General features: G+C 54.9%; 17 protein-coding genes and 1 other annotated feature. Of the genes, 6 read left to right on the forward strand and 11 right to left on the reverse strand.

Features of this window, described 5'->3' with window-relative positions; translation table 11 throughout:
* Positions 1–5 precede the first annotated feature (5 nt).
* The gene (gene infC, locus F1381_RS02445; RefSeq protein ID WP_151733228.1) at positions 6–500 is read left to right on the forward strand and encodes a translation initiation factor IF-3; all 495 of its coding nucleotides are present in this window, start codon (positions 6–8) and stop codon (positions 498–500) included.
* Positions 501–943: 443 nt separating this feature from the next.
* On the opposite strand, the gene F1381_RS29210 is transcribed toward infC, so the two are convergent.
* Positions 944–1,234 carry a GNAT family N-acetyltransferase gene (locus F1381_RS29210; RefSeq protein ID WP_151733229.1) on the reverse strand — a complete coding sequence of 97 codons (291 nt, stop codon included), beginning with the start codon at positions 1,232–1,234 and terminating at the stop codon, positions 944–946.
* Between the two features lie 706 nt (positions 1,235–1,940).
* Here F1381_RS29210 and F1381_RS02455 point away from each other — a divergent pair.
* Positions 1,941–2,528: an RNA polymerase sigma factor gene (locus tag F1381_RS02455; RefSeq protein WP_151733230.1), complete on the forward strand. Its 588-nt coding sequence runs from the start codon at positions 1,941–1,943 to the stop codon at positions 2,526–2,528.
* A complete protein-coding gene (locus tag F1381_RS02460) occupies positions 2,489–3,529 on the forward strand; it encodes a DUF4367 domain-containing protein (RefSeq protein ID WP_151733231.1) in 1,041 nt (346 codons plus the stop codon). Before F1381_RS02455 ends, F1381_RS02460 begins: the two co-directional genes overlap by 40 nt.
* A gap of 1,726 nt (positions 3,530–5,255) precedes the next feature.
* Here F1381_RS02460 and F1381_RS02465 read toward each other — a convergent pair.
* The 5 genes from F1381_RS02465 to F1381_RS02485 form a co-directional block, all read right to left on the reverse strand.
* The gene (locus tag F1381_RS02465; protein ID WP_151733232.1) at positions 5,256–6,851 is read right to left on the reverse strand and encodes an ABC transporter substrate-binding protein; all 1,596 of its coding nucleotides are present in this window, start codon (positions 6,849–6,851) and stop codon (positions 5,256–5,258) included.
* 78 nt (positions 6,852–6,929) lie between these two features.
* Entirely contained in the window at positions 6,930–7,811 is an 882-nt protein-coding gene (locus tag F1381_RS02470) for a carbohydrate ABC transporter permease (RefSeq protein WP_151733233.1), read from the reverse strand.
* Positions 7,812–7,832: 21 nt separating this feature from the next.
* Positions 7,833–8,753, reverse strand: a complete 921-nt coding sequence (locus F1381_RS02475) for an ABC transporter permease (RefSeq protein ID WP_151733234.1) — start codon at positions 8,751–8,753, stop codon at positions 7,833–7,835.
* 189 nt (positions 8,754–8,942) lie between these two features.
* Complete coding sequence (locus tag F1381_RS02480) at positions 8,943–10,523, reverse strand: response regulator (RefSeq protein ID WP_246187876.1); 1,581 nt, start codon at positions 10,521–10,523, stop codon at positions 8,943–8,945.
* 2 nt (positions 10,524–10,525) lie between these two features.
* A complete protein-coding gene (locus F1381_RS02485; protein ID WP_151733235.1) occupies positions 10,526–12,268 on the reverse strand; it encodes a sensor histidine kinase in 1,743 nt (580 codons plus the stop codon).
* Positions 12,269–12,423: 155 nt separating this feature from the next.
* Between F1381_RS02485 and F1381_RS29040 the strand changes: the two genes are divergently transcribed.
* Positions 12,424–12,558: a hypothetical protein gene (locus F1381_RS29040; RefSeq protein ID WP_281349868.1), complete on the forward strand. Its 135-nt coding sequence runs from the start codon at positions 12,424–12,426 to the stop codon at positions 12,556–12,558.
* Here the strand turns inward: F1381_RS29040 and F1381_RS02490 are convergent.
* Complete coding sequence (locus F1381_RS02490) at positions 12,549–13,310, reverse strand: GNAT family N-acetyltransferase (protein ID WP_187355154.1); 762 nt, start codon at positions 13,308–13,310, stop codon at positions 12,549–12,551. The two genes, F1381_RS29040 and F1381_RS02490, sit on opposite strands and share 10 nt — an antisense overlap.
* Positions 13,311–13,361: 51 nt before the next feature.
* Positions 13,362–14,186 (reverse strand): GNAT family N-acetyltransferase, encoded by an 825-nt coding sequence (locus F1381_RS02495; protein ID WP_151733237.1) that lies wholly within the window; start codon positions 14,184–14,186, stop codon positions 13,362–13,364.
* A gap of 62 nt (positions 14,187–14,248) precedes the next feature.
* Positions 14,249–14,489, reverse strand: a binding site (T-box leader).
* A 175-nt stretch (positions 14,490–14,664) separates the two neighbouring features.
* Between F1381_RS02495 and F1381_RS02500 the strand changes: the two genes are divergently transcribed.
* Complete coding sequence (locus tag F1381_RS02500; protein WP_151733238.1) at positions 14,665–15,552, forward strand: GNAT family N-acetyltransferase; 888 nt, start codon at positions 14,665–14,667, stop codon at positions 15,550–15,552.
* On the opposite strand, the gene F1381_RS02505 is transcribed toward F1381_RS02500, so the two are convergent.
* Positions 15,549–16,400, reverse strand: coding sequence for an alpha/beta fold hydrolase (locus F1381_RS02505; protein ID WP_151733239.1), 852 nt, complete (start codon positions 16,398–16,400; stop codon positions 15,549–15,551). The genes F1381_RS02500 and F1381_RS02505 overlap by 4 nt on opposite strands.
* Positions 16,401–16,445: 45 nt before the next feature.
* On the reverse strand, positions 16,446–16,808 hold the full coding sequence (locus tag F1381_RS02510; RefSeq protein WP_246187891.1) for a MarR family winged helix-turn-helix transcriptional regulator: 363 nt from the start codon (positions 16,806–16,808) through the stop codon (positions 16,446–16,448).
* Between the two features lie 436 nt (positions 16,809–17,244).
* Here F1381_RS02510 and F1381_RS02515 point away from each other — a divergent pair, with 436 nt between their 5' ends.
* Positions 17,245–18,252 (forward strand): copper amine oxidase N-terminal domain-containing protein, encoded by a 1,008-nt coding sequence (locus F1381_RS02515; RefSeq protein WP_151733240.1) that lies wholly within the window; start codon positions 17,245–17,247, stop codon positions 18,250–18,252.
* Between the two features lie 371 nt (positions 18,253–18,623).
* Here F1381_RS02515 and F1381_RS02520 read toward each other — a convergent pair whose 3' ends face one another.
* On the reverse strand, positions 18,624–21,530 hold the full coding sequence (locus F1381_RS02520) for a glycoside hydrolase family 3 protein (RefSeq protein WP_151733241.1): 2,907 nt from the start codon (positions 21,528–21,530) through the stop codon (positions 18,624–18,626).
* Between the last annotated feature and the right edge of the window lie 50 nt (positions 21,531–21,580).

Genomic DNA, 21,580 nt, shown 5'->3' on the forward strand with positions numbered 1-21,580 from the left:
TTCTAATGCCAGTCATGATCAATGAGAATATAAAATCGCCCGAAGTCGTACTCACCGGCCTGAACGGAGAAGAGTATGGCATTGTCGCCAGGGATAAAGCGCTGAAGATGGCCCGCAAAGCGGGAGCCGACCTCGTCTGCACCTCGCTGATGAGCAGCCCTCCGCCATGCTCGCTGGTTCCGAAGGGTCAGGGCAAATCCACTGTGCAGAAGGCGTCCGCCGTCCGCAAGGACAAGAACGGCAAAGAAAAGGTCAAGGAGCTGCGCTTTACCGCACACATTGAGGAGCATGACTATGAGACGAAGCTCCGGCAGGCGGACAAGCATCTGCGCTCCGGCAGTCCGGTGCAGCTGGTCGTGAAAGCCACGGGCGCCAAGGAAGGCGCCGCCGCCAAAGCAGTGCTGGAGCGGCTGCTCGCCGATCTAAAGGAAGCGGGCGTGAAGGAGACCGGTATCCAGACCAGCGGCAAGGGCTCGCAGGTGAAGGTCAATCCGCGCTAACGTTCGTCCGCAAAGAAGAATCGGCTTCAACCCGGCAGTTTGCCGGCCTATGATGCTCCGCCCAAGATTATGAATCAGTAAAATATCCGGACCCAATAACTGCCTTGAAGCTCAAGGCAGTTATTGCTCTTCCCAAGGAGGATACATGCGGCAACAAAGATGGTTCAGGCCCATACTGGGCTGCAGTTCTTATCCTGTACGATGTGCCTTTTCAGGACACAGTCTATATGACGATCCAAGTCGTTGCGCCTTCCACAGACCTAATGGGGGTGGAACTATAAAACAGTATGTTGCCAATTTTATAGAAATGAATACGGGCTTAGCCTTTAAGCCTGGTACGATTCCATCTGTAAATACCGTGCTTAGAAAATCGGCTTCATCCTGATATAGCCTTGCCCATCTGACTTTCATTGTTTCTCCTGTACTTCCCCAACGTTCGCATACTAAATCCCAAACCCCCGGCATCTGTACCGGTGCACCTGTTCAAAGCCCAAGCTTAGCGCCAGCCTGCGCGAAGCTTCATTATCGAGTGAGCAGTCCCAATAGGGAGTGAAGCCGTGCCTCATCTGATCATTAATAACCAGGTTTGCCAAAAGCGTTCCCACTCCCTGTCCACGGTAATCCGGTGTCGTCTCGATGCCGATAGCATGGGTATTCTCCGTAACGAAGCTGGAGTAGCACACTCCGGCGACCTCTTGACCGGCAAGGGCTGCATAGCCGAATCCTTGTTGCACAAACTGCTCCTCCGAAGCCCAGACAAGCCGATGTGGTTCCCGACAAAGCTTTTACCGGTCCAGTCTGCTTCCCGCCATTGCGGCGACCGTAAATCCATTGCCCGTAATCCCTGCGGTACCACCGCCTCCGCCGGCTTACTCGCCAGCTTGAACACTAACTGCTCCCACGACTGCATCTCTCTTGCAGCAAAAATCCGCTCCAGATCCCACTCCTCATCCTGCGCAGAAATCTCGAAGTAGCTCACGCCCGTTTCCCGCAGCCGCGGAGCCAGCGAATCTGTAACATAATCATCAAGCGCATCAAGAAACGTCCAGTTTAACCGGTCCCCGATCAGATAAAATCCCTGCATGCCCTGACTCCAGATCAATGCCGTACGGGGCGCCTCCTCATGGTCGGCAAACACCCAGCCGGGATTATTCCCGGCCAGAACAGCAGCTACCTCGGGATGGACAACACCGCCATCAAGCAGCGGCCTCACTTTATCGTAGTTCCCTCCGGCCAATTCGTACATCCATCATCTCTCCCCACTTTTAGAATTCGCTGAAATAGACTTCCTGCTCTCCCTCCACTACACTGATATCTGTCTGTTTCTCTAGACCTTGACCCTGCTTCTGCAAAAGAATTCGGTCCGGGCTGTCCCTTTTCCACCCGCCGGATTGTTATATAGACGTAAATCGATACGGAGCAAAGGAGGAACCTGCAACCTTGAGTGAAGACACCGAATACTGGATCCGCCGCGTTCAGGCCGGAGAGGTCCAGGACTACGCCCACATCGTCCAGCAATTCCAGCACCAGATTCTGGTGTACTGCTGGCGGATGCTGGGGAACGAACAGGAAGCGGAGGATGCCGTGCAGGACATTCTGGTGAAGGCTTTTGAGAGAATCCAGCTGTATCAGCCTACCGTAAGCTTCTCTTCATGGCTGTATAAAATGGCCTATCACCACTGCATCAACGTCATCCGCCGGAACAAACGGCAGCGCTCATTGCACCGCAGGCTATCCGGGCAGTCCCTCAGTGCGGACAGCGCCGCACAGGTGGCGGAGCGCAGCCTGTTCAGTGAACCGCTGAGCCAGGCGCTGCTTAAGCTGTCGGCGGAAGAGCGGAATCTGCTTGTGCTGCGCACCTTTGAAGAGAAGCCGTTCGGCGATATTGCCGAAATTACAGGCAAGAGCACAGAGGCCGTGAAGAAGAAATACAGCCGTACCTTAAGCAAGCTAAAGCAAATCATGCAATCCCCCAAGGAGGAAGAATCATGCGTAACGTACAGCGGATGGATCAAGAGCAAGGCCTGAGAGCGATGGACCTGCTGCCGGAAGAAGCGGCCAAGCTGCAGTCCTTCGATATTACCGGCAAGGTGATGGAACAAATTAACCGCAAGAGCGGGCGTGCCGGAAACAGAAGAACAGAAGCAACGGGCACCCGTATGCGGATGCGCAAAGGCTTCGCCGTGCCCGCCATGGCTCTGGCCTGTGTCCTGGGACTCTCCGTCACGGGCTATGCCGCTTCGCAATATTTGGAGTTCCGGGACAGCAAGGGTGCTGTTGTCATGAACACGGCCCCGGTCCCCGAGGCTTCAGAGGCCTTCCAGAATTATACGGATCTGTGGTTTAACTATTTTGAGCAGGCTAAGGACTTGCTGCGGCCGGGTGAATATGGCGCCTATTACGTCAAGGATGACATCATTAATCAGTATGACCAGGAGAACCCGGTCAAGTTCGCGTACCAGGAAGCCAAATTTACTGACATCAGCGGATTGCAGACAGAAATCAAGCGTACCGGAGCACCGGTGCTGACCATACCTGCCGCTCTGCCGGACGGCTTTCATTATGATTATGGATTCGTAGGTCCGGACAAGGATTACTCCGGTTATCTGAAGAATGCGGAATACCGCGCCTTGGCAGAAGAGCTAATTCAGCAAGCCGAGACGGATTCAGCCGGTAAGCGGGTATTTATCCGCAAAGTAGAATGGACCCACGCCCTCTCCACCGTGTCAAAGTATACAAACGGAGACGATAGCATCACCATTTCTGCCGTGAGACAGAGCCCGGATACCACGTTGACAACCGTGGTTCAGAATGAGCAGGATACGGGCGAGAAACTGAACATCAACGGAAGCGAAGTGTTCTATATTAGGTCCGGCGAAGGAAGCGAGGCCGCGTCCAAAAAAACCAATCATCTCGGCTGGCAGGATGAGGCCAATAATCTGTTCTACCAGATTATCGATAACCCGGGCAGCTCGCTGACCCAAGAGGATCTGGTGGAAATCGCCGCATCATTTCTTGCCGCACAATAGTGCTTTACAGCTCCGCATTAGCGGAGCTTTTTCATTTACAAATAAATGAGAAGGACAGCAAATTATTGAAGCCTGTCTCTCTATCACTCTTAGATGGGCTAAGGCGGCATAGACAATACTCACTAGAAAACAAAGAGCAGTCATTTCATCAGCAATCCCTGGACATTATATGCAGCAATTCGCCGTTACAATCGGCGAAGTTACCCTCCAAAGCTTCCAGCCTGCGTTCAAACGCGAAGCCCAGCTTCTCCAATATACGCAAGGAAGCGGTATTCCGCCGGTCGGTCTTGGCATAGAGGCGGTCCAGCCCTACTCTAGGGACATTTGCGCAAGCACTGCATTCATTGTTACCTCTCCTTTATGTATCAAATACCACGTTGTTCTATTCCCAAACTAGAGCAGCCGTGCAGCAGGTAGCAAGGTAATTCTTTATTTATACTATATTTTATAGGGTCCGAGCCTCCCTTTTACCCGTAAGGATAAAAACCGAACACATTGCGCTCCCGCAAAGGCAAACAGGACCATTGTATGCGAAAAATCGAATATATTGTGCACCCGCGAGGGCAAACGAGCCTATTGTATGCGAAAAATCGAATACATTGTGCTCCCCCGAGGGCAAACGGGATCATTGTATGCGAAAAATCGAATATATTGTGCTGCCGCGAGGGCAAACGAGCCTATTGTATGCCAAAAATCGAACACATTGCGCTGCCGCGAGGGTAAACGGGATCATTGTATGCGAAAAATCGAACACATCGTGCTGCCGCGAGGGCAAACGAGCCTATTGTATGCGAAAAATCGAATACATTGTGCTCCCGCGAGGGCAAACGAGCCTATTGTATGCGAAAAATCGAATACATTGCGCTGCCGTGAAGGTAAACAGGACCATTGTATGCGAAAAAACGAATACATTGTACTGCCGTGAAGGTAAACGGGATCATTGTATGCGAAAAATCGAATACATTGCGCTCCCGCAAAGGTAAACGAGATCATTGTATGCGAAAAATCGAACACATTGCGCTCCCGCAAAGGTAAACGGGACCATTGTATGCGAAAAAACGAATACATTGCGCTGCCGCGAGGGCAAACGAGCCTATTGTATGCGAAAAATCGCATACATTGCGCTCCCCCGAGGGCAAACGAGCCTATTGTATGCGAAAAATCGAATACATTGTGCTGCCACGAAGGCAAACGGGACCATTGTATGCGAAAAAACGAATACATTGTACTGCCGTGAAGGTAAACGGGATCATTGTATGCGAAATATCGAATACATTGCGCTGCCGCGAGGGCAAACGAGCCTATTGTATGCGAAAAATCGAACACATTGCGCTCCCCCGAGGGCAAACGAGCCTATTGTATGCGAAAAATCGAACACATTGCGCTGCCGCGAGGGTAAACGAGCCTATTGTATGCGAAAAATCGCATACATTGCGCTCCCCCGAGGGCAAACGAGCCTATTGTATGCGAAAAATCGCATACATTGCGCTCCCCCGAGGGCAAACGAGCCTATTGTATGCGAAAAATCGAATACATTGTGCTCCCCCGAGGGCAAACAAGCCTATTGTATGCGAAAAATCGAATATATTGTGCTGCCGCGAGGGCAAACGAGCCTATTGTAGGCGAAAAATCGAATACATTGTGCTCCCGCGAGGGCAAACGAGCCTATTGTAGGCAAAAAACCGGACACAACAAAGCCCCGGTCCATTGGACCGGGGCTATACTGTTACTGTTTCGCCAGGAACGCGTCGATCTGCGACTGGAGCTCGGCCTGGATCTTATCCAAGCCGGCGGCGTCGAGCTGCTTGTTCAGGTCGGCGAGGCCTTTGTCGATGTCGTCGATGACGCCGTACTCCAGCGGAATCGCATAGCGGAGCATCACGTTGCCGACATTGGCGATCTCCGTCTTCACCTTGCTGTTGTCGAAGACGAAGGTCTCCAGCTTGTAGTGGTACACATTGGCTTCCCAGCCCTTCGCCAGGTCAGAGGCCTCCTGCGGGAAGGCTTCGTTGTCGCGGTTGAGCGGCGAATTGAAGTTCCAGTTGGAGAAGCCGGTATAATTCGGGTTCTTGTCGAGCGCCTTGTATTTGTCGTCGCCGACCGGCTCATAGTGTACGCCGCTCACGCCGTACATCATAAGATCATGCAGTTCCTTGTCATTCTGCATCAGGTCGATCAGCATCAGGGAGCGTTCGATATTCTTGGAGGTAGCATGAATCGATGTGCCGTTCTGGGTGGAAATGGCCACCGATTTCTTCTTGCCCTGATTAATGTCGGCCAGCGCAACCTCATAAGGAGAGTTCTCCTGGCGCATCAAGGCCATCAGCGAACCGAGCGTGCCGTTATTGTGCGTAATGGAGGCCGTCTTGCCCGCTTTGAAATCGGCCTGATGATCATTTTTGCTGTTCAGCACGTTCTTCGACCAGGCATTGTTGTCGGCCAGATCCTTATAGTACACTAACAGATCCTTGAACTCCTGCGTTTCATAGACATTGAATACCTGACCCTTCTCATCGGTCAATTTGAAGGCGAACGGCAGGTCCAGATCGAACATGTTCCATTCGTTCTGCTGCTTCAGCAGGACGCGGTCCAGGTTGTGGTACTTCCAGTCGCCTGTCTCCGGTGTGAACGGCGCTATGCCTTTTTCATTCTCAGCAACGGTCTTCAAATAGTTCGCATAGGCCTCCGGGCTGTTGATTTCCGGCAGATTGTACTTCTTGCGCAGGTCTTCGCGGTACAGGATCAGCTTCTCGACGGACTCGCCGCGGTTCTGCGGTACCATGTACAGCTTGCCGTTGACCTTCGCCTGATCCCAGCTCACATCGGACATCGCCTTCATGGTCTCCGGCGCATAGGTGGACAACAGCTCGTCGGTCAGCTCCAGGAATCCGCCCTTGAGCGCCTGATCGTTGTAGCCGGCCCAGTTGGCCGAGTAGATCAGGTCAAAATCTTCATCCGCAGCCAGCTTCAGCGGATATTTCTGCGCCCAGTCGGACCAGTCGAGGAACTCGCCTTCCAGGGTCGCATTGATCTTCTCCTTCAGCTTCTTATTGATCTCGGCAAACACCGAATCATAGTCAACCGGCTTGGGTCCGACAAAAATCATCTTTAGCTTCACTTCTTTAGATGTATCGACTCCTCCTGGAGCAGCCGTAGCATTTCCGGTATCCGCATTGCCGCTTCCCGGTTCCGTGGCTGAATCTGTAGCTTGTGCAGGTGCATTGGCGCTGTTATTGCCAGTATTGTTGCTGCCACAGGCACCCAGAATCATGGCTAAGGTCAGAACAAGCGCCAGCATCATCCACCGGTTATTTTTCCGCATATCAAGCCTTCCCCCTTATTTGTATTGAGTATATTGATAAACCGGGCAGACCCGGGTTCATCCTTTACCCGTACCCCTTCATCCCTTCACAGCGCCAATCGTCAAGCCTTGGACAAAATACCGCTGCACGAACGGATAAGCCAGCAGAATCGGGCCGGTAGCGACCACCGTCATCGCCATCTTGAGGCTCTCGGTCGGGATCGCCGTCGTTACAACTGCGCCCGCGCCCATCATCGCCTTGCGCATGCCGTCCATGTTGCCGAGCATTTTATAGAGATAATATTGCAAGGGCATCAGATCTTCACTAGAGATGAACAGCAGGGCGTTGTACCAGTCATTCCAGTAGGCCAGGGCCAGGAACAGGCCGATGGTGGCCAGCGCGGGCTTGGACAGCGGCAGCACCAGCCGGGCGTAAATGCGGAAGTCGCCTGCCCCGTCGATCTTCGCCGATTCTACAATGGCTTCCGGGATGCCGCTCATAAACGACTTCATCACGATGATGTAGAACACATTCAGCACCAGCGGGATAATCAGCGCCAGCACCGTATCCTTCATATGCAGGTAGTTGACGATCAGCAGATACCACGGCACCAGACCGCCGCTGAACAGTGTAGTGAAGAAGAAGAAGAACGAGAACTGGTTGCGCCATTTGAAATCCTTGCGGGAAAGCGCATAGGCGGTCATCGAGGTCAGGAACAATCCCAGGGCGGTGCCAGCAGTCGTCACCCCGATCGTTACGATATAGGCCTGAATCATCTGCTGCGGATATTTGAACAGAATACTGTAGGCTTCACCCGAGAAGACCGTCGGGATAAACTGGTAGCCGTCCGTGATGATTTTGTTCTCAGCGGTGAGCGATGACGAGACGACCAGGATAAACGGCAGCAGACACAGGATGGCCAGCACGATCAGGGACACATAGCCGATGATATTAAATATTTTCCGGTCCAAATGCTTCATTCACATTACCCCCTTCTGCCTTTAGAACAAGGCGCGGTCTTTGTCGTATTTGCGGACGGCATAGTTGACGGTCACAATGGTGACGAAGCCGAGGACAGATTGGAAGAGCCCCGCCGCCGCCGACATGCCGATCTCGTTCGAAGTAATCAAGGACCGGAACACGAAGGTGTCGATGACATCCGTTGCCGAGAACAGCAGCCCGTTGTTGCCAATCATGTTGTAGAACATCCCGAAATCCCCGCGGAAAATATTTCCGACCGCCAGCAGCACCAGAATGATGATCGTCGGATATAGATTCGGGATCGTCACCTTGCGGATCCGCTGGAAGATATTTGCCCCGTCAATTTCCGCCGCTTCGTACATTTCGGTGTCGATGCTTGTAATCGCCGCCAGGTACATCACCGTTCCGTAGCCAAGCCCCTTCCAGGCGGAGACAAGCACGAGGATGTACGGCCAATAAGCGGGGGTGTTGTAAATATCTATCGCTTCAAGCCCAAGGCCTCTGAGTACCGCATTCACGGTACCGATATCATAGTTCAGCAGGTTATAAGCGATGGCGCCAACGACAACCCAGGAGATAAAATAAGGCAGGAACAGCGCCGACTGCGTGATTTTGCGGAACCACTTGCCCCCGACCTCGAACAGCATAACCGCCGCAAAGATTTGCAGCGCATTGTTCACCACGATAAAAGCAATGTTATACAGCGCCGTGTTGCGCGTTACCCGCCAGGCATCGCCGGATTCGAAGAAGAACCGGAAGTTGTCCAGCCCGTTCCACGCACTGCCGAAGATCCCGCCCGCGTAGTCGTAACGCTTGAAGGCAATGACGATGCCGGCCATCGGCACGTAGGCGAACAGAATATAGAACAATACCGCCGGCGCCAGCATCAGCAGGAGAACCCGATAGTTCTTCAAGTCGTTCCAAAAGGTATGCCGCTTCATGTATACTCCCCTCTCTCTGCTCTATAGCCCCCATTATAAAAGGTTGTATGCGGTTACATAATTCAGCGGAACAACGATACTTTATACTAATTCAACGATTTATGCCTGCTGCCGATTCAAGCACCTTACGGGGCTTATAAAAAAAAGCTCCCGTTCCATGTGGAACAGGAGCATTCTTCCAGCTGACCCTCAGATTTTGTGGCGCTTCCGGTATTCGCCCGGCGACATCCCCATATGCTGCTTAAACTGCCGGTTGAAATAGATAATATTCTTGTAGCCGGCCTGCTCGGCGATTTCATAAATTTTGCGCGTCGGGTCCTCCAGCAGCTCGCAGACCCGCTTCATCCGCTGCTCGCCCAGGAAATCGCTGAACAGCTGGTTCGTCTCTGTTTTGAACAGATGCCCCAGATAGTTGGGGGTGAACTGGAAATGGGCGGCTACCTCGTTCAGGGTAATTTTCTGGTCCAGCCGCTCCTGCACATACGCCGCAATATCGTCAATCAGCTTCCGCTTCTGCCGTTGCCGCTTCAGATAGAGCAGCTCCGACAGCTCGAAGCATCGCCGCCGCAGCCAGGACAGGATATCCTGCACCGTCTCGAACTGAAACAGCACCATCGGATGATAGGAGTCCCAGTTCCAGATTTCGTACAGAGGCTCGTTCATCTGCCGCAGGTCGGTATGCAGCCTGGAGGTGAGACGGATGATCATGCCGTAAATATCGTTTTTTCCGGTCAGGGGCCCGTCTCCGGCGAAGAGCTTCTGCAGACTGTCGTCGATGGCCGTCAGGTCATAATCGAGCATCGCCTTCAGCATTTCATCCACAATATGCTCCAGATCAGTAGCAATGGCCTCCTTCGGCTGCCACTGTGAAGCATCATCAATCAGCCGGTTCTTACCGACAATCCATTTGATGCTGAGCGCCGCCTGAGCCTGCCGGTAGGAGTCGTGCAGCCCGGTCAGTCCGGTCGTATACATGCCCCGGCCAATCGTAACGGAGCAGCCCAGACTCTGGTGGAACGTGCGGATCAGCTCTTCCAGCAAAGCGGTGAAATAAGGCTCCGGCTGCGCGGCTACGAGGACATAATGGTGATCGTAGGTGGAAATGACCAAGCCCAGATTATGCTCCTCGGCGAACTGCCGGATATACCGTCCGGCCTCGGCTGTCCACTCGCGCCGCCGTTCCTCGCTCCAGCCATGGATGTTCCGGGCCATATCGTCGATTTCAAGCATCGCCACCGCGGTCCCCTCCTGCAGATAGGGTGCCAAAAAGCTGCGGATATGGGACTCCGCCTCATCCGGAGCCGCCTCATTGAACCAGCGCAGCAGCAGCTCCTGATGCACCAGCGACAGCGTCTCCGACAGCGAAATCTTCCGCTGCCGTTCCTCCTCAATCCGGGCGCACAGCTCTTCCAGCGTCTTGCTGAGCTCCCCGTCGTCCACCGGCTTCAGCAGGTAGCCGCAGGCATTCAACTGAATGGCTGCCTTGGCATACTGGAAATCCTGATGGCCGCTGATGAACACAATATGGACCTGCGGATTCAGCTCCTTCGCTTTGCGGGCAAACTCCACCCCGGACATAATCGGCATGCGGATATCGGACAGGATCATGTCGATCCGGTGCTGCTCCATCAGCTTCAGCGCCGCGAAGCCGCTTGCGGCCGTCAGAACGCTGTGCAGCGGCAGATGTCCGCTGCCCGCCACCCGGCGTCTCAGCCACTCCAGCTCGACCGCTTCATCGTCCACCAGCAGGACGTTGATTTCCAGTGCCATAGTTACACCTGCTCTCCTAAGCTTTCGCGGATTTCTTCATTGTCCACCGGCAGAATCATCCGGACTGTCGTGCCCGCCCCGTAAATGCTGCCAATGTCGATGCCGAATTCGTTGCCGTAACGCAGCTTGATGCGCTCCTCTACATTCCTCAGGCCGTAGCTGCCCGCGTGAGCGGGATTCGACCGCATCTGCACCAGGGTCTCCGGCCGCATGCCGATCCCGTTGTCGATCACCTTCAGCTCAATCCTGTCTCCGGCACGCCTGCCGGTAATGCGAATGGCAATGGTCTCACCGAACCAGGCATGCTTAAAAATATTCTCCACAAACGGCTGCAGAATCAGCTTCAGCACGGGAACCTGCAGAATATCCGGCTCCACATCCACGTAGATTTCAAAGGCGTCCGCATGTTTGACCCGCTGGATTTCCAGATACATCCTGACCTGTTCCAGCTCCTGCTCCAGCGTGACGTACACCCTTCCTTCATTCAGGGTAAGCCGGTAGAACTTCGATAAGCCCTGCACCATCCTCGTCACCTTCTCCACCTCGCCCAGATTGGCCAGACTGACGATCGTCGATAGCGTATTGTACAGAAAATGCGGGCTGATCTGCGCCTGCAGCACATCCAGCTCCGCCTGCTTCTTCTGGATGCCCTGCACGTAGACATTGCGGATCAGCTCCTGAATGCTTGTCGCCATCTGGTTGAACGCACCCGCAATATAACCAAACTCATCGTTGCCGCCGAACCCGATCCGCTTGTAGAAATTCCCTTCCTGAAACGAACGGACCAGGGTGACGATACGCTTGATTTTTTTGCCGGAGAGCCGGGCGACCAGAAAGCCAATCAGCGCCATAATCAGGAAGCTGATGGAGCATACGGCGGTAATCGCCCGCTGCATCCGGCTCGCATCCTGGTACAGATAGGCATGGGGCACCCGCGCTTCAATAGCGTAGCCCGGCAAAGACAGCGCTTCGCTGATGACCAGATATTCATTTTTCCCGGCGGACGGTTTGACTTGTCCTTTCTCATAGATGCTCGTTCCCGCCGCCGTATCGATCAGCCGCAAATTCATCCCCTGTCCGATAGGGAACGCGTCAAAATTGCCGAACAGCTCGTCAATCCGTGCGGTAACCCGGACGTAACCGATAATCGCCGGAGCCGCGTTCGAGGCGACCAGCTTGCGCACATATGAGATATGGCCCAGACCGGCATCGGTGTCGGCCTGCAGCCAGAAGCTGTCTTTTCCTTCCGCAATCATCGCCTGAAACCAGTCCGCATGCTCAATCTCCCGGTATGACAGCACATAATAATCGCTCCGGCCGATAGGCGTCCACATCTCGTCGCCTGTAATGTCATACATGGAATCATTGACGGTATAGAGCACAAGCCTGAGCCTGTTACCGTACAACTGCAGCGGCGCCTTCATATAGGGAACGATGTCATCCCGCATCTTCAGCATGTTCTGCAGCGGTTCGCCCCGGAACTGCAGCGCACTCTGAAAGGTAAGGTTCAGAAACAGCGAATTGGCCATCCGTGTAATTTCATCCGTCTGATATTCGATATTGCTCCGGGTCTGCTTAAGCGCTGTACGGATATTCGTCTCCGCCATTTCCGTTCTCGACTGGATCAGCATCGTGTAGGCGATGTAGCCGATAATCATATCTGTCAGCAGCACCAGTACGAGATACGGAATCATGGTCTTGTAGGTGAACGGAATATAGGTTTTGCCGAAAAAAGACCTCTTCATGGGCCTGCTCCCTTGCTAAGAAAGTCGCGGATAGGACCGCTGTGCATCTATTCTACAACGTTATGTAAGCGGTTACTATTATTTATTGATGAAAATTTTAATCATTCTCCGGTACATTCGCATATAATCCCCGTTCGGCCGATATCAGACAGCAGGTGAACAATGGACATTTGGACCAGGGCGTGCTGATTTACCTGGACACGCTCTGGGAGCAGCGTGCCTCCTTAAAGCTGCTACCTCCCTGGATGTGCGGCGCGCGGGAAGAGCTGCTTGCCGCAGCTCAGGCCTGATTCCGGGCATACAGCTGTGTCCATGCGGGCCAATAGCCCGCAGATACCGCCAGCTGCCGGGAGCGGAGATTGCTCGTACTGACGGTATAGTACGGAAGAATGCCCTCTTTGAGCAGAGCCTGCGTCAGCAGGCCAACGAGGGCTCTTCCGATTCCGCCGCCCTGCTGTTCCGGCACAACGTCCACTCCAACCTGCCACATGGCATCACTGTCGGCAGATGCACCGGCGATTCCCGCAAGGGTGCCGCCGCACACGGCGACAGCCGCCAGCATATCCGGCCGGTTGCCGGCGCTGCTGTAGGACAAGGCATTGCGGAACTCCCCGTATTCATACAGACCGGGGATAAGACTGCGGTCATACAGCCTTATTTCGATCCCCTCTGGAAGATTGCCGGGGTTTATACTGTCCAGTGAACAGACATATTTCAATTCAGGACCGGCAAGGGTCTGGTTATCCCCATTAATGAAATGTTCAATCCTGCTGATGGCAGCCGCCGTGAACAATTGTTCTCTGCCGAGCGCGCCAAGCTGCTTCCTCGCCCACTCCATCCTGCCCTCACTGCAGGAGATCACTGTCCCGCTGCCCATGGTCACCATCCGCAGGGATGGCTCCGGAAGCGGAAACCGGAACCCGTCCGCTCCAACCCCGGCGCTATAAATACGGGTCGCACTATCCTGTAAATCGGCCTCACTGCAGGCAAAATCCGCTGCCAGTACCTTCCGAACCGTTTCTATGGCCTGCTTGCGATTCATTCTCATTTCCTCCTGTTCATTCTAGCCTTACTCCGCCTGCCTCGCGTCCGCTTACCCGGGCAGTACCGCTCCAAAGTCATATTCAGTAATGGTACCACATTCCTTAAACCCGAGGCTCCGGTACACCTTGTTGGAGTCTGGGTTCACGACATCGGCGTACAGAACGGGTACCCGCCCTTCAGCCAGCAGAAGTGAACATACCCCCGCCACCAGCGCGCTGGCATATCCCTTCTTCCGCAGCGGCTGCGGCGTGTAAACCATCCCGATCCGGGCATGGCGCGGAGTGCGGACGGAAACGTTGGCCATGCATACCGGCTGCCCCTCCCTGATCCACAGGTACAAATCCCCTCGGCCGATCCGGGCTTCGGCCGAAGCGAGCTGGCTGGCCGGTTCCACTGCGCTGCCGAATGCATCATTCATAAACCCGGCGAGATATTCCGCCACTGCAGATGTGTCCTCCGGGACAGCCTGCCGCAGCATCCCCCCGGCCACAGGCGGCTGCTCCAGCACCGGACAATGATAAGCGGTCATGGTCATCCCTTGGCTGACTTGCACATCATGAGTTCTGCCGTAGAGTCCGGCGAATGCTGCCGCTACCTCCGGCTCCCCGACCGCTCCCGGCACCTGCGCTTTGCCGAGAACGCCCACCAGCTCCTGCAGGAGCTCCTCTCTCCGGGCTGCGGACACTTCCCGCGAACACCATAACCATGCCCTGCGGCCCGGTGTCTGGGCGTAGAGCATCGCCTCGTCGGCGCTCTTCAGGCACAGCGAGCCGTCCTCACCGCTGATCTGGTGAATGAGATTGTTCGATACTTCGTCCTTCCGAAAGCTCTCCCCCTGCAGTATAGGATCGGATGCATAAAATGGCTGAAACATGTACTTTCCTCCCTGTAAAAGTGATCATGACTAACTGGCAAAACACAAAAAGACCCCATCCCTATAGGGACGGAGCTGCTCCGCGTTACCACCCTGATTGGCATGCCCGCCGGCACACCCGCTCTGTCATCGTCTGATTAACGATGCTTCCCGTTAACGGCGGAATCCCGGACCTCCTTACTGCACTTTCAGTCGGTCTGCTCAGAGGCGACGCTTCCCTACGGATATCCGCTGCCTCGCACCGGCCGGCAGCTCTCTGATCGGTATAGTTCCGTATGTACTGATCCTCTTCAACGCATGTAGCGGCAATAAAATTATCCAAACTATATGCCGGTTTGCATTTTTTGTCAATGATCATTCTTCGCTGCCAGGCATGCCTCAATTTCGCTAACCCGTTCTCTGCCTATCCTGCCGGCAAAGTTGCTTATAGCATATTCAGCAGGATCGATCTATACCACAATGTTCGGAGGGATGAACCATGACCATCACTTGCCGCCGATACCGGCTGCTTTCTGATTTTGAGCCTGTCAACCGGCTGCTCCGCCACAATTTCGCGAAATATCAGCTCAGCGGCAATATCCCGCAACCCTTCTGGGAGTACGCGCATACCCATCCCTGGTTCAGTTACCCGCTCGCGCACAGGAACGGAATATGGGAAGAGGACGGTGAGATCGTTGGCGTTGCCTGCTTTGAAATGAATGTGGGCGAATGCTATTTCATCACCAAGACGGGCTATGACTTTCTGAAGCCGGAAATGCTGGACTACGCCGAACAGGAGCTCTCTAAGCAGGATGCCGGTCAGCGCAGCCTGGAAGTCCGCGTCCATGACTATGAAGACGGGCTCAGACAACAGCTGCTCCAAAGAGGGTATCAGAAGGTATACAGCGAACCGATCCGTGTATATGACTATGACGCCGGGTTCCCGGAGCGCAGTCTGCCTGAAGGGTACAGCCTGCATTCGCTGGAAGAAGAGAACGATATCCGCAAAATCAACCATATCCTCTGGCGCGGCTTCAATCACGGAGATGAGCCGGACGATGATCTGGACTCCAGATGGCTGATGCAGAGCGGTCCCCATTTCCGCAAAGAACTTACTGTCGTCATCAAAGCCCCGGACGGAGAGTATGCCTGCTATGCCGGAATGTGGGTGGACGGTGTCAACGATTATGCCTATCTGGAGCCATTATGCACAGATCCGCAGCACCGCGGCCTGGGGCTGGCGACGATCGCCATCGCCGAGCTGATGAAGCGGACAGCACGCGAAGGGGCGACCTACTGCACCGGCGGTGTGGTGGATTTCTACCCCAAGCTCGGCTTCAAGACCGTCTGCCAGCGGGAGCTGTGGTCGAGGACATGGACGGTTTAACTGGCCTGAAAGCTGCTTAACCAGTCCAACACCGCATCCACCGTCTCCTTGTAGCGCTGACCCACCAGCACTCCGGTATGTGTGGTATTCCATAATGCTGTGTAATCGGCGTGAAGCTGCTGCGCCATTGCAAGTCCCCGGCGGTCGTCCTCAGCAGACTGGACGGCTTGAATCACCAGGCCCGGACAGGTGATGGCTGCACTGTTTATAGATACCCCTTCCGAATACGCTGCAAATGAAAAAGCGCTATAGGCTAATGCCGACTCCATGCCCAAATATTTGCGCTGAAAGGCAATATCATCGGAGGATTCATCGATGCTGGAAAGCTCCGCACGGGCCGGAGCAGGCATGACGATGCCCGGTACAAACCGTTCCAAGTGCTGGTAGGGTACCGCTTCATGCACTTCCCTGCTGATGCTGGAATCAATCAGGACCATACCGGCAAGCTCCTCGGTCTCGGCCAGCTTCTGGCTGAGGATTCCGCCCATGCTGAACCCGATCAGCACTGGCGGAACAGCGCATTCCGCCAATACTTCGCGGATATCGGCCAAGTAATCACCGAAGGTAACGCGGGTCAGGTCCAGCTGTCTGCATTTGTAATGGCTGCGCAGGTTCATGACATAACAGGTCCAGCCTGCTTGGCAGAAATGAGGAATGAATTTGCTCCACATCCAGCTTCCCGTATAGGCACCGTGGATGAATAATAGCGGTGGCCTGCCCGGTAAGCTTGCCGTAACCGGATGGCTCAGGTTATGCTCCCCCTCTCCCTTATAAATTTCCAGAAACAAATCATGGACTCCCAGATACTTCTCCGTATGTGCTGGCAATGCTTTGGTGTAATCGATCATCTGCTCATCCTCCAGTGTAGCTGCATTTTGTTTGATATCAAACTATCAGCCAAAAAATTGGAAATTCCGGTGGATCTTTTCTAAAATACGCAGCAAATCCTGCTGCTCCTGCTCCGAGACATTGCGGTAGAACACATTCAGCATGTTCTGCGAGACAGCTTCAAATAAGGCCTCCAATTCGCGCCCTTTACTGGTCAACGCTACATAAACCACCCGGGCGTCCACCTGGTCCCTTTCCTTGACCACATAGCCCAGCCGGACCAACTTGTCGACAAGCGCGGTGACGGTAGACTTATCCTTGTGAATCCGCTGGGATATCTCAGCCATCGTAAGACGCGGTGCGCGCAGCAGCGCATAGATGATGTCTCCGTGCGAGGTGCCGATCCCCTCCAGCCCGTTCTCTGCCATCTCGGCCACGATGAACCGGTTGACCTTTTCCCTTACTTTTGAAATTAGCGATATAACATCTCTCGTCTCCATAGGGCCATTATAGTTTGATATCAAATTAAAATCAACCATCGCTCATAGCACCATACTGTCGGGTACAGCACTATAGAGCGTTAGCTGCATTTCGTACATCTAAATCTCCCCGACAACCCCGTAAAGGCGCTATAGTTGCACTTCGTACAATTTAAAACCTGAGATACCTCCGATTTCGGCGGTTGACCGCAAGTTTAAGTGTATAAAGTACAACTGACTCGAATAGACTGCCGTTTTCCGGAAAAATAGATGTACAAAGTGCAGCTATGTCTGAAATATAGCCTGCCTCAGGGCCGTCCGGCAGCAACTTTTGTCCCTTCTCTGCGTCTGTATAAAATACAATATATGGAAGGAGCCTAACTGAATGTCACGTTTCAAAAGAATTTCCGTGCTTGGTCTGATCTTCCTCATGCTTACGGTGATTTCCACCTCAGCCGTTTCTAGTGTTTCTGCTGCTTCTGCTGCTTCTCCTTATACTGTTACGTTTGCTACTACTGCTACTTCTGCTGCTTCTGCTGCCGTTGCCCCTGCGCCGGCTTCCACCACTCCCGCCGTCACTGCGATTCGCCCGATCGCTGTAAATATTAACGGCAGCTTCATGGCCACAGACAGCTCGCCGTTCATACAAAGCGGACGGGTGATGATCCCGATCCGCAATCTCGCTTCACTCGGGCTGACGTATTCCTGGGACGCCAAGTCCCGTAGCGCAACTATTGTTGACCGGACGAACAATACGTTTGTAATGACGCAAGGCCTGAGTACGGCCTACAAAAACGGTCAGCCCGTTGTAATGGACAGTGAAGCAGGCAACTATAACGGACGGATGATGGTGCCCGCCAGATTCGTCAGCGAAGCGTTCGGCTACAGCGTCTATTACGAAGCGACCCGCGGCATCCTGTTTATTACCAGCCAGGATTATATAGCAGATCCCGCCAAACTGAATTCCGGCAATGTGCAGGAAGCCCGCCGGGCCGCCATTGCCCTGCCGATTCAATATAACTTCAAGGCTGCACCCTTGGCGGTAAGCGATAAGCTGCTGAATTACTCCTACAGCTTTGCTGCAGGCGATGCTTCACGCTATGTGTATGACAATGGACAGGTCACCACTGTAGTGGAGATTACAAACGGCAAAGCGTATGCGGTCTGGCAGTACAGCACAGGCGGCATCCCGGGCTACGATCTCTATACCACGCTGGGAGGAGAGCAGCCGGCTTACATGAATGATATGTTTAACGATTCCTTCAACTACTCCCGCGGAAAATACAAGGCCTACTTCAAGGATGCAGCCGGAAACGTCCAATCGTTTGCGTACACTCCCGCCCATTACGGTGAGATCATCCAAGCTTCTCCGGTTGCTGCAGGCTCTATATAGTGCCGGTTTCCTGTCGGTTGCTCACCGTTGCTCTCCCGTAACAGCATCTGCCTATAGCATAAAAGAGGAGCCTGATTGCAGTTTGTGCAATAGATCGCCCTCGATTTGCTCCACAAATGAATTCTGCTGCAGTTGGTGCAACAGATTTCGGGGAATATGCCCTCTCCCATCCCGATAGCCCAATTCTAATGCACGAAATGCAGCAGACCGCAGGAAACCGCCCGTTTTCTGCGGATCTAGTGTATGAAATACATTAGAAGCCCATTAGCAGCAGCAACAGCCACTCTCTCCCTGCAAAAAGAAGCCGGCCCGGAGTCATCATGACTCCGGGCCGGCCCATAAGCCGTCAGCCACTTACCGGGCTGCGGCTCTTACATAAACTGCACGGTGCTCAGCGCGGCCTTGCCGTTCAGGACAATGTACACGTCCTGCCGGCCGCTTACGCCGCTCAGCTCGGCGGTGTAGTCGCGCCATTCCTGCGCGCCTTCGCCTGTCAGCGGCACTGTACCGGCCAGCGGTCCTTCCGGACTCTGCAGCCGGATCTCGGCCGCCGCTGCGCCTTGGGCCGCCGCGCGCAGCTTGACGCTGCCAGCGCCTTCGCCGAACTCGGCGTCCGCAAACAAGATCCAGCCGGTTGATGCTCCGGCCACTTCCGCCGCACTGCCGCCTTCCCGGCATTCGCCGATCAGGATGCCTTCGTAGTCGTCGTAGTTGACCGCCTTAACCGGCTGCCGCAGATCGCGCGGCGGAATCACTTCGCCCTGCACCGCAAGCGCTGCGCTCACCGGCAGACTGCCGGAGGAACCGCCGGCCAGGAAGCGGTACGTGCCCGTCTCGACGCAGAAGCGCTCGCGGGTCACATCCCAGAACGCCAGCTCGGACAGCGGCAGCGTGAAGCTGACCTCAGCCGTTTCACCCGGCTGCAGCGCTACCCGCCGGAAGGCGAGGAGCTGCTTCAGCGGACGCTTCACGCGCGACTGCTCCGCATGTCCGTACAGCTGCACTACTTCTTCGCCAGGCCGGTCGCCGGTATTCGTAACGGTAACCGTAAGGCCGATCCCGCTGTCTTCACCCGCAGTCATCTGCTCGCGGTCCAGTACCAGTCCATCGTAACGGAACGAGCTGTAAGACAGCCCGTGCCCGAACGGATACAGCGGCTCGCCGGTGAAATACTGATAGGTTCTGCCGCGCTTGATGACATCGTAATCCATGAATTCCGGCAGCTGTTCTACCGAAGAATACCACGTCATGTTCAGGCGTCCGGCCGGGTTCACCTCGCCGAACAGCACGTCGGCTACAGCATTGCCCAGCTCTTGCCCGGCATGCGTCGTATACACAACGGCCGGCACATGCTCGTTCACCCAGTTCAGCGCATAAGGATAGCTGCCCACCACCACAACGATAGTATTCGGATTCACGGACAGCACTTCCTTGATCAGCTGCTCCTGCGAAGCCGGCAAAGTGATGTCCGGACGGTCGATGGTTTCCTTGCCGTTGATCAACGGATGGTTACCGACGAATACGACCGCCAGATCGGCATCACCGGCAATATCCTTCGCCGCCTGGAATTTGTCCGTCACCGTCTCCACTTCGAAGACATCGGCGCTGATGATCTCCGCCTCGCCGCCGGTCACCGAAGCAGCGCCCGCCACGTTAATCTCGTTGGCGGTCTCTTCCGCGCTGCCGGTGCCGACCAGCAGCTCGCCGGTCTCCGGCTTCACCGTTACCGGCGTATCGTTCCACGTAGCGAAGGTTACGTTGTGCTGTCCTTCTTCGGAAGGACGAACCAGGAATACCTCCTTCGTAAACCATTCCCAGATCTGCTCGGCCGAGGCCTTCACAATCCGGTCATCCGTCGTCAGGTAACGGCCGTTGTCCTCGGCGATGAGGGTATGGCTGTCCCAGCCCCAGTCCGTCAGCTCGAAGACGGCCGCCTGTCCGGCAGAGTCCCCTGTAGCGGCTAGAGCGCTTTGTTCGCCCGGCTGCACCTGCACGTACCGGCCGCTGCGCTTGGCCTTCAGCTTGATCCGGTCCGTGCCGCCGGCGAACGACGCCTTGCCGCCGTGTGCCTTCAGCTTCTCCTGAATTCCCTGCAGCGGGGTCACAGCATACGGCAGCGAACCGCTGTACCAGTCGCGGTACACAGTGCCGCCGAGCGGTCCGATCACAGCGACCTTCTTCAGCTTATCGGCGGCAAGCGGCAGAATGCCGCCTTCGTTCTTCAGCAGCACGACCGCCTTGCCTGCGGCTTCCCGCGAGAGCTGTGCATGCTCCGGAGCCAGAATGGCCGACTCATCGATCGCGGCATACGGATTCTCGTCCGTGGGGTCGAACTCGCCGAGCCGGAAGCGGACGCGGAAGGTATTGCGCAGCGCAACGTCAAGGTCTCCCTCTGTAAGCAGGCCTTCCTCCAGCGCCTCGCGGAGCGACTGCTTCATCAGTTCGTTGTCATCCGTAAGGCTGTCAATCCCGCCCTCGCGGACCGAACGGGCCACCGCTTCCTTATGCGTCTCCAGATAACCGTGGTCGCGCACCGTGCCGGAGACGTCGAACGCATCGCTGACGACGAAGCCGTCCATGCCCCACTCTTCCTTGACAATGCCGTTGACATCCGGGTTCAGGTTGGCCGGAACACCGTTGATGGCATTGTACGCCGTCATCATCGACTGGGCGCCGCCCTCCTTGAACGGAATTTCAAACGCTTTCAAATAATACTCGCGCATATTGCGCGGATCGATGCTGACCGAGGTATCACCGCGGCCGACCTCGTTGTTGTTGGCAATGAAATGCTTGAGCGTGGCAACCGCTTTCAAGTATTTGGGATGATCGCCCTGAATGCCCTGTACCAGTGCGGACGCCAGCTTGCCGGCCAATACGGGGTCTTCACCGTAGGCCTCTTCGGTCCGGCCCCAGCGCGGATCGCGCTCCATATCGACGGTCGGTGCCCAGAGTGTCAGGCCGTTAATCTCCGGATTGCGCTTGAAGAAGCCCCGCGCCTCATCTCCGATAGCGCTGCCAATTCGCTGCAGCAGCTCCGTATCCCAGGTGCATCCAAGCCCGATCGGCTGCGGATAACTGGTGGCTTCGCCTAACCAGGCCATGCCGTGCGCCGCTTCTGTGCCGTGCTTATATGCTTTAACGCCAAGCCGCTCTACTGCAGCCTGATATTGCACCATGAGTTGAACCTTCTCTTCCAGCGTGAAGCGGGACACCAGGTCGCTGACTCTTTCCTCAAGCGGAAGCTGCGTATTCTGGAACGGATAATTGATAGTAGACATGTAGAACCTCCTTCGTCATTTCCCTCAGGCGTATTTTATGACAGATTGTC

It is taken from the genome of Paenibacillus tengchongensis (assembly GCF_008973665.1).
In the GTDB taxonomy this organism is placed as follows: Bacteria; Bacillota; Bacilli; order Paenibacillales; family Paenibacillaceae; genus Paenibacillus_AQ; species Paenibacillus_AQ tengchongensis.